This is a genomic window from Xanthomonas sp. AM6, assembly GCF_025665335.1.
GTDB lineage: Bacteria > Pseudomonadota > Gammaproteobacteria > Xanthomonadales > Xanthomonadaceae > Xanthomonas_A.
In genome coordinates this window covers 1,389,571-1,404,487 of sequence record NZ_CP106869.1, presented here as the reverse complement: position 1 = coordinate 1,404,487, position 14,917 = coordinate 1,389,571, and the positions used below count along the sequence as shown (strand labels likewise).

The 14,917-nt window shown below is 60.6% G+C and carries 8 protein-coding genes; 1 reads left to right on the top strand and 7 read right to left on the bottom strand.

The window, feature by feature from the left end; all coding sequences use genetic code 11:
• Positions 1 to 23 precede the first annotated feature (23 nt).
• The gene (locus OCJ37_RS05775; protein WP_263112726.1) at positions 24 to 1,115 is read left to right on the top strand and encodes a sialidase family protein; all 1,092 of its coding nucleotides are present in this window, start codon (positions 24 to 26) and stop codon (positions 1,113 to 1,115) included.
• A gap of 937 nt (positions 1,116 to 2,052) precedes the next feature.
• On the opposite strand, the gene OCJ37_RS05770 is transcribed toward OCJ37_RS05775, so the two are convergent.
• From OCJ37_RS05770 to OCJ37_RS05740, 7 genes are all read right to left on the bottom strand, one after another.
• Positions 2,053 to 2,772, bottom strand: a complete 720-nt coding sequence (locus OCJ37_RS05770; protein WP_263113598.1) for a copper homeostasis protein CutC — start codon at positions 2,770 to 2,772, stop codon at positions 2,053 to 2,055.
• Positions 2,773 to 2,786: 14 nt separating this feature from the next.
• Positions 2,787 to 3,836 carry a glycosylasparaginase gene (locus OCJ37_RS05765; protein WP_263112725.1) on the bottom strand — a complete coding sequence of 350 codons (1,050 nt, stop codon included), beginning with the start codon at positions 3,834 to 3,836 and terminating at the stop codon, positions 2,787 to 2,789.
• A 134-nt stretch (positions 3,837 to 3,970) separates the two neighbouring features.
• Entirely contained in the window at positions 3,971 to 4,378 is a 408-nt protein-coding gene (locus tag OCJ37_RS05760; protein WP_263112724.1) for a hypothetical protein, read from the bottom strand.
• A 12-nt stretch (positions 4,379 to 4,390) separates the two neighbouring features.
• Positions 4,391 to 8,647, bottom strand: a complete 4,257-nt coding sequence (locus tag OCJ37_RS05755; RefSeq protein WP_263112723.1) for an RHS repeat-associated core domain-containing protein — start codon at positions 8,645 to 8,647, stop codon at positions 4,391 to 4,393.
• A gap of 679 nt (positions 8,648 to 9,326) precedes the next feature.
• A complete protein-coding gene (locus tag OCJ37_RS05750) occupies positions 9,327 to 9,857 on the bottom strand; it encodes a tetratricopeptide repeat protein (protein WP_263112722.1) in 531 nt (176 codons plus the stop codon).
• Complete coding sequence (locus tag OCJ37_RS05745; RefSeq protein ID WP_263112721.1) at positions 9,850 to 14,310, bottom strand: RHS repeat-associated core domain-containing protein; 4,461 nt, start codon at positions 14,308 to 14,310, stop codon at positions 9,850 to 9,852. The genes OCJ37_RS05750 and OCJ37_RS05745 overlap by 8 nt, the downstream gene beginning before the upstream one ends.
• 94 nt (positions 14,311 to 14,404) lie before the next feature.
• Complete coding sequence (locus tag OCJ37_RS05740; protein WP_263112720.1) at positions 14,405 to 14,884, bottom strand: chemotaxis protein CheW; 480 nt, start codon at positions 14,882 to 14,884, stop codon at positions 14,405 to 14,407.
• Positions 14,885 to 14,917 lie beyond the last annotated feature (33 nt).

The following is a 14,917-nucleotide window of genomic DNA, read 5'->3' as shown; positions in this document are numbered from 1 at the left end:
GACCGGCACAGGACCGGACCACCATGCTGCGTTCCTTGCTGCTCCCGCTGCTGTCGCTGTTCGCCGTACGCGTGATCGCCGCCCCCGCGCCGACCGCGCCGTCGTCCACCCCGCCCTCGCCGATCGTCTACAGCGAATTCGTCAACGCCGACGCGCCGACCGCGCAATGTCACGCCTCGACCCTGGTGGAAACCCGCGACGGCCTGCTCGCCGCGTGGTTCGGCGGGCGCCACGAAGGCGCCGACGACGTCGGCATCTGGGTCGCACGCCGCGATGCCCGCGGCTGGCAGCCGGCGCAGCGCGTGGCCGACGGCGCGCAGCCGCAGGGCGCGCCGCTGCCGGCGTGGAATCCGGTGCTGTTCCAGCCCGCGCAGGGGCCGCTGCGGCTGTTCTACAAAGTAGGCCCCGACCCGAAGCGTTGGTGGGGCATGCAGATCACCTCCACCGATGGCGGCGCGCACTGGTCCGCGCCCGTGCGCCTGCCCGACGGCATCCTCGGCCCGATCAAGAACAAGCCGGTGCATCTGGCGACGGGGCGCATCCTCAGCCCCAGCAGCAGCGAGGACGCGGGTTGGGTCGCGCACATGGAGTGGTCCGACGACGACGGCGCGCACTGGACCCGCGGCCCCGCATTGAACGACCCCACGCGGATCGGCGCGATCCAGCCCAGCGTGCTGGTGCATGCCGACGGCCGCCTGCAGGCGATCGGCCGCAGCCAGCAGAACCACGTGTTCAGCACCTGGTCGCGCGACCACGGCCGCAGCTGGGAACCGATGACTCTGCTCGACTTGGCCAACCCCAACTCCGGCACCGACGCCGTAGTGCTGGCCGACGGCCGCTCGCTCCTGGTCTACAACCCCACCGAAGCCGGCAAGGACTGGTGGGACGGCCGCGGCACCCTGGCGGTGGCCCTGTCCGACGACGGCACCCACTGGACCCGCGTACTGACCCTGGAAGACAGTGCCAAGGACGAGTACTCCTATCCAGCCGTGATCCAGACCCGCGACGGGCTGGTGCACATCAGCTACACCTGGAAGCGCACACGCATCAAGCATGTGGTGCTGGATCCGAAGCGGTTGCGTGCTGCGGCGGTGGAGTCTGGCGGCAAGGAATGAGATCGCGCGCCGGCATGAGGCGCTCGCTGCGCGAAGCCACATTGCGCCTCGCCAGACGGAAATCGTGCTGCAGACAACATTGAACGCCGCGAGATCCCGCAGATTCACCCTCTGTAGGAGCGGCTTCAGCCGCGACGAACGAAGCGATGAACCTGACGACTTCGGACAGCATCGCAGCAAGCGCCCGCATGCGCTACAGCAGCAGCGCGTCGGGGCTGAAGCCCCTCCCACAGTGCACCCAGCCAGCTAGCCGCAAACCCCTGTGGGAGCGACTTCAGTCGCGACGAACGGAGCAGCGCCCCAACGGCTTCGGGCACAGCCAGAACCGACACTCTCCTCACTGCACTCAACCAGCTAGCCGCCCCCCTGTAGGAGCGGCTTCAGCCGCGACAAGCGAAGCGGTGAACCTGACGGCTTCGGACAGCATCGCAGCAAGCGCCCGCACGCGCTGCAGCAGCAGCGCGTCGGGGCTGAAGCCCCTCCCACAGTGCCCCCAGCCAGCTAGCCGCACCCCCTTGTGGGAGCGACTTCAGTCGCGACGAACGGAGCAGCGCCCCAACGGCTTCGGGCACAGCCAGAACTGACACTCTCCTCACTGCACTCAACCAGCTAACCGCGCCCCCTGTAGGAGCGGCTTCAGCCGCGACAAGCGAAGCGATAGACACACCGCGACCGCAAGCTGTCCACACCGATACCAGGCTGGAGCCCCGTGACAGGACGTCCCAATCAGCCAACCAAAACCCCCTGTAGGAGCGACTTCAGTCGCGACAAGCGACGCGGTGAACCTGACGGCTTCGGACAGTGCCGAGGCTAAAGCCCCCCTACAGGTGCCGCTACACCCCACACCTACCACTGCGACCAACACCATCGACAGCAACCACGATCACGCCCCACACCACCGGACGAATCGCTTCACAACCAATCGCCACACCACCCACTACTCCGCCAACAACGCCACCATCCGCCGCACCCGCTCCACATCGGTCTGCATGCGATCGCCGCCCAGGCTGCGCACATGCGGATGCGGCGCCAAGGCGCGCGAGGCCAGCGGCCCGCGCGCCGACCCATGGAACTCGCGCGCACCGGTCAGCGCACGCAACCGCGCCAGATTGGTCTCGGTCACCCCCGACCCCGGCATCACGCTCAAGCGCGCGCCCGCCTGCTGCACCAGCTCCGCGATCAGCGCCGCGCCCTCCTCCGCCGTCTCGCGCGCGCCGGACGTCAGCACTCGCTCGCACCCCAGCGCAATCGCATCCTCCAGCGCACGCCGCGGATCGGCGCTGACGTCGATGGCGCGATGGAACGTGACGCCAAGCGATCCAGCCGCCGCGATCAGCACCCGCATCGTCGCCATGTCGACCTCGCCGGCCGGATCCAGCGCACCCAGCACCACCCCGTCGCAGCCCAGCCGCACGCACTGCTCCACATCGCGACGCATTGCCTCCACTTCCGCCTCGTCGAACACGAAATCGCCGACCCGCGGACGGATCAGCACGTACAGCGGAATGGTCAATCGATCGCGCAACACCGCCAGCGTGCCGAACGACGGCGTCAGCCCGCCACCGTCCAGGCCGCCGCACAATTCCACCCGCATCGCCCCGCCAGCCTGCGCCGCCAGCGCCGAGCCGATCGAATCGGCGGCCACCTCCAGTCCCATCTTCACCACCTCGCTCATGCGGCCGGCGCCGCGAAATGGCTCTGCCCGGGCAGTAGCAGATCCTGCCGCTGCGCATCGCAGACCGCATAACTGAAACCAGGCTGGATCGCGAACGCACCGACCTCGCCACGCTTGTTCATCGCCAGGAACCCGACCTGCAGGTCGCGGGTCAGTTGCGGCTTGCGCCGCACGATGCGCATCACCACCTCGCGACAGGCCTCGGCCGGGCTCTTGCCCTGGCGCATCATCTCCACCACCGCGAAACTGCCGACGTTGCGGATCACCTCCTCGCCGACGCCGGTGGACGTGGCACCGCCGACCTCGTTGTCGACATACAACCCGGCGCCGATGATCGGACTGTCGCCGACCCGGCCGTGCATCTTCCACGCCATGCCGCTGGTGGTGCAGGCCCCGGACAGATTGCCGTGCGCGTCCAGCGCCAGCATGCCGATGGTGTCGTGGTTGTCCTTGCCGCCGGGCAGCGTGCCCTTCTGGTAGGCACGGTTCTCGATGTTCGCTTCCGGCGCGTACTTGGAGGTCTTCAGCCACTCCTTCCACGCCTTCTCCGACGACGGCGTGAGCAGGTTGGTGCGCTCGAAGCCCTGCGCCAGCGCGAACTGCAGCGCCCCGTCGCCGACCAGCATCACGTGCGGCGTCTTCTCCATCACCCGCCGCGCCACCGAGATCGCATGCACGATATCTTCCAGCGCCGCCACCGACCCGCAGCCGCCGGTGTGATCCATGATGCAGGCGTCCAGCGTGACCCGCCCATCGCGATCGGGATAGCCGCCGAGCCCGACGGTGGGATTGTTCGGGTCGGCCTCCGGCACCTTCACCCCGGCCTCCACCGCATCCAACGCCGCGCCACCGCGCGACAGCACTTGCCACGCCGCCTGGTTAGCCGCGATCCCGAAGTCCCAGGTCGAGATCACCCGCGCTGCGCCGCGTGGCAGTGGTGGGACGCCGCCTTTGTCGGTCGCCCACGCGCGCGGCAACGCGGCGGCCAAGCCGGTGGCAATGGCGCCAAAGGCGGCGGTCTTCAGGAAATGGCGGCGTTCGTGCATGGGGTGGCTCCGGCGCTGGGAAGGATGACGTAGCGCAAAGCGCGCTAGGTTGGCCTTGCATGATGCGAGAGAGAGATTAATCTGAATGCCACGGCAGTAAAAGCATCAATCAGCGAATAGAGGCAAAGGCAAAGCTATCCGATATTTTTTTGAGCTCCATTAAAGAAATTACGAAAAACTGGACCTGCAACAAGGTAACCAGCAAAGAAAATTATATACGGCCCAGCAACAAGAGCACGAGAAATTAGATCATGGGCAAACCATATTTCCGTAAAAAAGAATTTTCCCAAGAAGTACAAAATCAAAAAATAAAATAAAATCCATCGCGCACTAAAAATCTTCAACCTGAATATGACTAAAGTAAAAAACACTCCAGCAATAAATCCATAAATAAACCTAAATGCTATGATTGGAATAATAAATGATAGCACATCTAAAACCCCTCCCATAGGGAAAAGCCATCTCTCAATAATGCGAAAAAAATACCAATCAAAAATCACCCAGGATAGAAAAGCAACTCCTAATGCAAAAAAACGCAACATGACCCGCACCCTCTATCGCAAAGTCTTGAGCCATTCTAAACACTTGAAAAGAAGTATCTGTCCTGATGCTCTGCCAGTAGTGAATTCAATATCGTCACTCATTGACGAATACATATTAATATCACCCACCCCACTCCGCCCACGGAGGTAGGATCTTTTAGCGTCACAATCTTCATCAGTACAAAATTCTAGCGTATAAAAGCTATTTTTTTCCTCATATTCTTCTTTATAAGACTTCACTTTTTTAGCCCAGCAGTCTCCAGATTCACCGCCAAGTATCATCCTTGCCCAGCCGCCACCTTGGCTGGCGTGAGCACGACCCATCATTGGGGTACCAGGCGCTGGAGGATCAACCGAAACTCTGCTCAAAGACCATCCAGAATCATTAATAAGCTCACGGCTTTTCATGCGCCGCTCGCTTCCAGTATTAATTGTAATTAATGGCACGCACATCAGCCCCTCTGGATCCATGTATAAGAATGGACTGGCATAGACATAACGATAAGTACTTAGGCCACCCTTTAATCCAATAGGGTCAGCCTGGCTATACCTTCCTGTTAGCGACTCATATTCGCGTTGGTAATTTTGATTAAGCCCTGTCGCCGCATCGTAGCGCTGCCCGGGGAAACGCATATCGAAAACGAACGCAGTGCCGTCCTTGTCCGGGTCTTGATCCGGCGAGGTGTTGCCGAACGCCTCGCCCTTCAGATCCCACTTCCAGATCGTCACGTCGCGCACCGGATCGATCACCGCGCGCGGAGTGCCCAGGTGGTCCGGCTGCACGTAGCGCAGGTTATTCTTCGCCAGCACGCCCACCGGCAGGTCGTCCAGCCAGATCGCCTGCTGCAGCGGGGCGCCGTTGATGTCGTAGTCGCCCAGCCAGTGTCCGCTCTCGTCGTACAGCGTGTAGGTGTTGGTCTTGCCCACCCGCCGCACTTGCTCGCCGCGGCCGTTATAGCTGTACTTCATCACCACCGTGCCCGCGCGCTTGGCTTGGCCCATGCGGCCGTTGGCGTCGTACACGAACTCCTGCGCGGTGCCACCGATCGACAACGTATTGCCGATCGCGTCGTAGGTGCGGACAGTGCCGGCCACTGCGTCCAGGCGGTGGCTGCTGGTGGGATAGGTGTACGTCTGCGTCGTGGTGTTGACCTTGGCGCTGAGCCGGTTGCCGGTGGCGTCGTAGCTGTAGCCATCGATCACCGTGCCGGTCGGGCCGTCCTTGAACGCGGTCAGACGGCCCAGCGCGTCGTAGTCCAGGCTGACCACCGGGGCAGTGTTGCCTGCAGCGGTCAGCGCGCTGAGGTTGCCGGCCGGGTCGAAGGCAAAGCCTGTGCTCAGGCCATCAGTGCGGGTGTCGCTGACTGCCAGCGGACGGTAGTCCTGGTCCAGTACGCGCTGCATCGGGCGGCCGTTGCCATAGGACCAACTCGCCACCGGGCCGAACGGGTAGTAGGTCGCGTTGCTCAGCAACACCTGCCGCGTGCCGCCGGCCGGGGTCACGGCGACTTCGGTGGTCTGGCCCTGGGCATTGCGCACATAGTCCACTGCCGCGCCGTCAGGATAGGTCAGCCGGCTGAGCTGGCCCGCCTTGGTGTAGGCGTAGCGCAGTACGAACACCTTGCCGTTGGTGGTCTGGACCTTGCGGACCAGATCGCCGAAACGGTCGTAGCAATACTCGGTGGTGCCGGTGGTGTCCTGCATCCGTGCCAGGCGGCCGACCGCGTAGGTCTCGCCGCTGGCGCAGACGGTCGGGCTCACGTCGTAGGTATAGGTGACGTTGAGGCTGGTGGTCGGATACGCGACCTTGGTCAGACGGTTCAGCGCGTCATAGCTGTAGGTCGTCTTGACGTTGCGCGCGTCGATCTGCGTGGCGCGGTTGCCGGCGCTGTCGTAGGTGTACGTGGTGACGCCGGTGTCCGGGCTGGTCAGCGTGGTCAGATCGCCGAGGCCGTTGTAGGTGTAGGTGGTATCCAGGCCCTTCGGGTCGGTGACCTTGGTCAGGTTGTCGAGCGCGTCGTAGCCGAACTTGGTTTCGGCATTGATGCCGCCCACGTCCTGCAGCGTGCGCGCCAGGCGGTTGAGCGGGTCGTAGTCGTTCTGGGTGACGTGGCCGAGTGCGTCGGTCACCGTTTCGGTATTGCCGTTGGCGTCGTAGCCGAAGTCGGTCGGGTCGCCACCGGCGGTGGCCTGCGTGGCCAGCTGGCCAAGCTGGTTGTAGACACGCGACAGCGTGCGCTTGAGCGCGCCCGATGCGTCCTTGGTGTCTTCCTTGATCCGATTGCCGGCATTGTCCAGCGTGTAGTGCAGCGTGTTGCCAGCGTTGTCGGCGATGTCGGTCAGGCGGTGCGCCGCATCGTAGGTGAAGGCGGTGAACGCGCCGTCCGGCTGGGTGACCTGCTTGACCAGACCGGTCGGCCAATAGTCGATCAGGGTGATGCGGTCGTCGCTTTCGCTAGTGCCGTCGGCACCGCGGACCTTGCTGGCGGTCAGCCAGCCGCGTGCGTGGTAGGTGAAGTCGGTGATGAGGCCGTTGGCGTCCTTCACCGACAGCACGCGGCCGGCACCGTCGTAGGACAGGTACTCGGTCACTTGGCCCAAGGCGTTGGTAACTGTCCACAGGTCGCCTTTGCGGTGCGGGCAGGTGGTCGGAGCGCTGGCGCAGGTGCCATCGTCGGCAGCGTAGTACGTATAGGAGAGACGATCCGTGACATCGGTACGCGGACCGTCGATCGAGGTCACTAAACCCAGCAACGGGCAAGCGCCCGCATCGACATCGGCCTGTTCGCAGTACGCCGTAGTAGATGTACGGTTCGTGCCGGCAGCCGGATCGGTGCGGGACGCCGTCAGCGCTTGGCCGCGAGCGTTGTAGGACCATGTTGACTTCTCGGTCAACGCACCCGCCGCATTGTAGATTCGGCGCTCCAGCGGGAAGGGGAAATCCGGATGCCAATCGGCCTGAGTGGTCCGTTTATTGCCCGCTGCATCATTGGATGCGTCTACACGAGAGTCCAACAACCCTCTGGCGTTATGGACATAACTCGTGGTGACGCCGGATGTCGTGCTGCTGGAGACCTGCCCATCGGCAGCATACTCATAAGACACCTCTTGCGACGCGCAGTTGTCACACGACTTTACGATCGATACCGGCGTCACGATGCCGTCGACCAAGGCGAAATCGATCGTCTTGACACTACCCAGGCTGGAGGTGATGGCCGCAGCAGTCGCATAGGTTTCGCCACCGGCGAAGGTATAGTCCGCCATGTATCGATCCACGGCGTCGCCAAGATAGGTTCCTAGCGCCTTCGCGTCGCTTCCGTACAGCGACTTCGCATAAATGGTCGTCGAGTAACGTTGCTGCTGCTCGTCGATGAACCCCGTATACATTCCAGCCGGTGCGTAGCCACTGACATGGTCGGGCTCGTCGTACAGATACTTTACTTCGTGCCCATCCGGATAGCTTACCCGCTCGAGATCTTTGCTCTCCGTGTAGTAAAAGCTCAGCTGCCGCCCATCAGGCAACCACACGCTCTCGACCAACCCGTCGTCACCGTATTCGAATCGCATTGCTCGACCGACGACGTCCCTTACAGCGGCAAGGCGTCCCGCGTCATCGTAAGCGAGCACCTGCCTAAATCCGGATGCATCATGGATTTCAGACAATTGCCCCTCTGCATCAAAAATCTCTACGCCTCCCTTGTTTTCACGCAACTGCCAACCCGCGATGGCTCCTCCGCCATCCAATGACATGGAAAGCTGCCCGTCGCCCGGCACGTCCGGCGCCCAGCCCGAGCTGGATTGGGTGAAGCGCAGCGCCTCGCCGTCGGGGCGCGAAACATAGACGACAGGACCAGAAGACGTATCGAAATAGTTGATGCGGCGCAAATAACTATGTGTACGATTTCGGCCAAACACGTTCAACTGGTCAGGATAATAGCTAATCCTGCGCGAGCTGTTGTAGGTCAACGCCAAGGACAGCGGGAAAACTCCTTCCCCCCGGTACTCGACATGCGTCTCGAACTTATTGCCGATACCTGCATTGATCGGATCGCCGAAGCACTGCTCCCTACAGCGAGGCACACCCAGGGCCGACCCGGGATTGAGCAACGCGGCTCCCGTCACATAAGGGAATCCATTTTGATAGTCGTTAAGTCCCGCATCGAGCCCCAACGGATCCGAGTGAACAATATTGTAAGAGTTACGCCCATGGCCGTTATAGCAGATCAGACCTTGCGCCCAGGGCTGCAGCCCTGGATCCTTCTTGGCCAAGGAGAGTTCGTCGCTACACTCCGCATACGCAGAAGCCTCATCGCAGGAATCGTAGCCGCATGCAGGATTCTGCTGACGTGCCGACCCCGCCGCCAGAGCTGTATTGCCTAGCGTCAAGCACGCCAAACAAAAAAACCCCAGAAAACAGCACAAAGACCTGACGCTGTTAGCCGACATAAAGAAACGTTCCATTTACTCCACCGATGAATAATCTATCGATTCCCAGATGCAGCGACTGAGCTAAAAGAAATATGCCGACACATGTAGCGCGCCTCCCTATTGTCAACCAAATCAGCGCACTCCACCACAGTCCTGGCATCAATGCGGGCTGACTTGATGTACAGCTGCGACTCGTTTTTGTTCAGAACTAAAGCTCGGTCGACCAACAGTTGAAGCCGCTCCGAAATCATGTCTTCGATCACCCTCCATATTAGGCAGCAGCGTGTGCTCTGCTCGCCCAGCAGCATGTGCATGTGCATACCGGCGGACGGGGTCGGCCTCTTCGGAGGCGTCGGCGAGCAGGCCTCGTGGCACCCCGATCAGGGCCAAGCGCTAGCCGCCCGCCCTATCGTCGACTTTTTGGGCTCGACCTCCAGCGGTACTCGCACCCAAGCATCCAGCGCCGCGCCACCGTGCTACAGCACCTGCCACGCTACCTGATCCGCCCCAACTTAAGCCCCTATGGCTTGCGAGGTCTTGAGCCGATGAAATTTCTTCTTAGCACACCCGGAAAACGCTCATTGATCTCGGGAAGCATTTCCCCTGCTGCGACATTTCCAGAATCCAAAAGCTCCTGTATTAGTCTCAGTCCGGCATCAACATTTCTAGGCACACCTAAGCCATCCAATAGAGCAGTCGCATAGTAAAGCTTTGCAGAATCGCTTCCACCTTCGGCAGCAGCCTTGCACCAATAAGCGGCCCGCTCATCAGACTGATCAACCAAGTCACCATTGGCGTAACATAAAGCAAGAGCATACATTGCGGGAGCGAAGCCAAGCTCTGCCGATTTTGACAAAAAATTAAAACTTCTTATTTCAAAACTTCTGTCACTCTCATCAGGCGAAGAACTAAAAGTAGAGCATAAAAATAAAGCTTCAGGATTCTCTTCAACTACGAGATCAGCGAGTTTTTCATAAGCATCAGAATACTCACCTCGCTCAATAAGCTGCCTAGCATCCGCCAGCAGCAATTGTTGGCTATTCTTATCCATGCGGAATAATCCTATCCCCCTTAGGCCCGGTGCAACGACATTGGACATGATGAGTTGATTTTGCGCCAAGATTATCTTTAGCGTTTTTTTCAGCCATTTTTTTTGCCTCAGACAATGTAGCGCCTTGGCCATAGCCCATTGCAGACTGCTGATTATCGTTGGAGCAATTATCCGCGCTCCTGCCATCCCGATTTGCTCGACAGATGCAACTAAAGCCACCCCGAAATCTATCAGGATAAGGAACAGGAACCGCTCTTGAAGCAGGAATATCAGCTATACCTGATGATTCGTCAAAAGGCTGCGAATATTGCGGATGAGTCCAGTCATAAAGATCAGTCCCCGGACTACCTCCCGACAGATATTCGTAGCCATAATTAAATCCTTCCCCAATAGCAAAGCCTGCTAGAGCAGCCCAGACTAGAGGATGCGGAGGTGGGATCCCAGGGATGGACATTGGCACTGCTACCAAGCCTGATACATCATGCATTTCGAACGGTCTCGAGAACACATAACTGTATGTACTGATGCCACCTGACAAACCAACTAAATCACTCTGCCCATATCGCCCAATTCCCGGCTCATAATCCCGGAAGTAATTCTGGTTGAGCCCCGTCGCCGCATCGTAGCGCTGACCCGGGAAGCGCATGTCGAACACGAACGCGATGCCGTCCTTGTCCGGGTCCTGGTCCGGCGGGGTGTTGCCGAAGGCTTCACCCTTCAAGTCCCACTTCCAGATCGCTACGTCGCGCACCGGGTCGATCACTGCACGTGGGGTTCCCAGGTGATCCGGCTGCACGTAGCGCAGGCTGTTCTTGGCCAGCACGCCTACCGGCAGGTCGTCCAGCCAGATCGCCTGCTGCAGCGCGGCGCCGTTGATGTCGTAGTCGCCCAGCCAATGGCCGCTCTCGTCGTATAGCGTGTAGGTGTTGGTCTTGCCGACCCGCCGCACCTGCTCGCCGCGGCCGTTGTAGCTGTACTTCATCACCACCGTGCCCGCGCGCTTGGCTTGGCCCATGCGGCCGTTGGCGTCGTACACGAACTCCTGCGCGGTGCCGCCGATCGACAACGTATTGCCGATCGCGTCGTAGGTGCGGACAGCGCCGGCCACTGCGTCCAGGCGGTGGCTGCTGGTGGGATAGGTGTACGTCTGCGTCGTGGTGTTGACCTTGGCGCTGAGCCGGTTACCAGTAGCGTCGTAGCTGTAGCCATCGATCACCGTGCCGGTCGGGCCGTCCTTGAACGCGGTCAGGCGGCCTAGCGCGTCGTAGTCCAGGCTGACCACCGGGGCAGTGTTGCCTGCAGCGGTCAGGGCGCTGAGGTTGCCGGCCGGGTCGAAGGCGAAGCCGGTGCTCAGGCCATCAGTGCGGGTGTCGCTGACTGCCAGCGGACGGTAGTCCTGGTCCAGTACGCGCTGCATTGGGCGGCCGTTGCCATAGGACCAACTCGCCACCGGGCCGAACGGGTAGTAGGTCGCGTTGCTCAGCAACACCTGCCGCGTGCCGCCGGCCGGGGTCACGGCGACTTCGGTGGTCTGGCCCTGGGCATTGCGCACATAGTCCACTGCCGCGCCGTCGGGATAGGTCAGCCGGCTGAGCTGGCCCGCCTTGGTGTAGGCGTAGCGCAGCACGAACACCTTGCCGTTGGTGGTCTGCACCTTGCGGACCAGATCGCCGAAACGGTCGTAGCAATACTCGGTGGTGCCGGTGGTGTCCTGCATCCGTGCCAGGCGGCCGACCGCGTAGGTCTCGCCGCTGGCGCAGACGGTCGGGCTCACGTCGTAGGTATAGGTGACGTTGAGGCTGGTGGTCGGATACGCGACCTTGGTCAGCCGGTTCAGCGCGTCATAGCTGTAGGTCGTCTTGACGTTGCGCGCGTCGATCTGCGTGGCGCGGTTGCCGGCGCTATCGTAGGTGTACGTGGTGACGCCGGTGTCCGGGCTGGTCAGCTTGGTCAGATCGCCGAGGCCGTTGTAGGTGTAGGTGGTATCCAGGCCCTTCGGATCGGTGACCTTGGTCAGGTTGTCGAGCGCGTCGTAGCTGAACTTGGTTTCGGCATTGATGCCGCCCACGTCCTGCAGCGTGCGCGCCAGGCGGTTGAGCGGGTCGTAGTCGTTCTGGGTGACGTGGCCGAGTGCGTCGGTCACCGTTTCGGTATTGCCGTTGGCGTCGTAGCCGAAGTCGGTCGGGTCGCCACCGGCGGTGGCCTGCGTGGCCAGCTGGCCAAGCTGGTTGTAGACACGCGACAGCGTGCGCTTGAGCGCGCCCGATGCGTCCTTGGTGTCTTCCTTGATCCGATTGCCGGCATTGTCCAGCGTGTAGTGCAGCGTGTTGCCAGCGTTGTCGGTGATGTCGGTCAGGCGGTGCGCCGCATCGTAGGTGAAGGCGGTGAACGCGCCGTCCGGCTGGGTGACCTGCTTGACCAGACCGGTCGGCCAATAGTCGATCAGGGTGATGCGGTCGTCGCTTTCGCTAGTGTCGTCGGCACCGCGGACCTTGCTGGCGGTGAGCCAGCCGCGCGCGTGGTAGGTGAAGTCGGTGATGAGGCCGTTGGCGTCCTTCACCGACAGCACGCGGCCGGCACCGTCGTAGGACAGGTACTCGGTCACTTGGCCCAGGGCATTGGTGACTTTCCACAGATCGCCCTTGCGGTGCGGGCAAGCAGCGAAGGATGTGACGCAATTGGTATCGTCGCTTGCATAGTAAGCAAAAATGGAAACATCACTTAGATCAGTGCGCGCGCCATTGATCGAAGTAATCAATCCCAACATCGGGCAGCGAGCTGCGTCGATATCCTGCTGCTCGCAATACGTCGTGGTTGTCGCACGCGCGACACTAGCAGCTGGGTCGACCCTAGTCGAAGTCAGCGTTTGCCCACGCGCATTGTAGGTCCATGAGGAACTGGCAACGAGTGCGCTGCTCGCATCATAGCTACGTCGCGCGACCGGCAGGCGCATACTGGCGTGCCAATCGGTCTGGACGCTGCGCTTGCTCGACGTGGCATCGGCTTCTATCTGCTGGACAAGCAGCCCTCGAGCATTGTAATCACGGTCAACGGTCAAGCCGTCCTGCCCAACCAATTGGTCGGGGAAGCCGTTGGCATCGTAGGTTTCCGATTTGAATTCGTTCCCGCAACCGATACAGAACCCGGAGCCAGCCTCGAAACGGACAATGCCAGCGGGAAAAGCAAACTGAAAAGTTGTAGAGAGGCCCGTGGGATAATGAACGGTTGCCGACGTATCCCCACTGTATTCGACATCCACCTTCTCATAGCCAGGCCCATGGAACGTGGAAATGGCGCGACCGGATTTTTCGTAAACATAGGTCGCATAGCGATCACCACGCTCGTCCACGACACCGGTCAGTGCCGCGGTCAGCGGGGATCCGGACGTGTAGGATTGCTCGTTATAAGTGTAGGCCTTTGTAGCGCCATCGGCATACATTACCCCAACGAGCCGCTTGGACGTATCGTATTGATACTGCAGCTCGCCTCCATCGGGGAGACTCACACGCGCCAACCTATTCTCGCTATAGGCCAGCCCCAGACTGCGACCGTTGCCGTCCACAACACCAATCAAGTAACCAGTTGCGGGAGCTATCGCTACCGGAGTGGAAGCATCGCTGTACTGCAAAAAGACGCGCCGGCCGTCATTCCACTCTATGCGCTCCAGCGCACCAGACGAACCATAAAACTCACTGGAAAAACCATCGGACGGCTTGAAGACGAAGCCTGCACGCTCTCCAGTGCTGTCGAGTTTCTCGACGAGAGCATCACTGATACCGACCTCAGGAGTCCACAAATCGTTCGTTTTCTTGAATTTAAGACGTTTTCCATCCTGCCGCGTTACGATCACAGCTGTCAGTGAATCGCCTACAGGTTCCACGCTACGATCATAGGACAAGTGCCAACCTAGGCCTAGCGAAATACGGCCTAAGGACTCATAGCTGTTGTAGTGCCGATCCAGCTGCAAACCGCTAGCAGTCGAAAAATCATGATCGACCAGATACTTGTTACCGGTACCGAAATTGATCGGATTGCCAGCACGAAGCTTGCAGCATGCCGCACCTAAATTCGCCTGGCTCTTTTTTGGATAGTTTCGCCACGCCGCCCATACGCCCTTCCCATCATCAGGAATATTACAATTTCCACTAATCCTTTTGACATAAGCCACGACTGAGTCACTGAGTTCGCCACTGAAGTGCATTGGCGGGCACACCTTATTTAGCTCGCCCTTATAACGAATGGCCAACTCATCGAAGTAAGGCAGCACAGCGTTCGCAAGAACGGTTGCTTGTGACGCAGCCATGGCTGCGTCAGGACACCAAGTGGAATTGGCATCGTCACCGTTGCCACCTGGATATACGCAACGCGAATAATCCTGCGCACTGGCTGGCGCCACTCCGCAGGCAGCCAATACAACGAGCAAGAGTGCAAGAGCCGATTTCAGCAGGGTCATTTTCATCACATCCTTTTGGATTTCTTGCGATCCATCAAATCAATTTTTCTTGCTTCACGCTGAGGAAGCGATGTCACCGTCAGGCGGCGAAAGTTCATCTCACAGCCGAAAACCGCTCCGAAATCATCCCCTCGATCGCCTCCATATCCGGCAACAACGCGCTCTGCTCGCCAAGCAGCACTCGCATATGCACGCCAGCCGGCAGGGTTTCCTCGGAAGCGTCGGCAAGCAAACCGTCGCGCGGCACGGAAATAAGCTGCGGGAAGGATTGGGTCAGCAACGCGAAGTACGGCAGGTCGGGGTTGCCGCCCAGCGCCTTCAGCACGACGATCTTGTTGTTGGAGGCGACGGTCTCGCTGCCCAGGCCGGTCAGGCGGGCGAACGAGAGCAGTGGGACTTTCCAGCCGTACCAGGCGATCTGGCCGAGCAGCCAGTGCGGGGCGTCGGGCAGCGGTTCAACCGGGATGCGCGACATCACTTCGGCGACGGTGGCGTTGGGCAGCAGGACGCGCTCGCTGCCGGCCTGGATCAGGACACCGCGGATTTCGTCGTTGCTGGCGTAGCTGCTGCTCATGGGTTACGTCGTCCTGGAACCGGGAAAAACGCG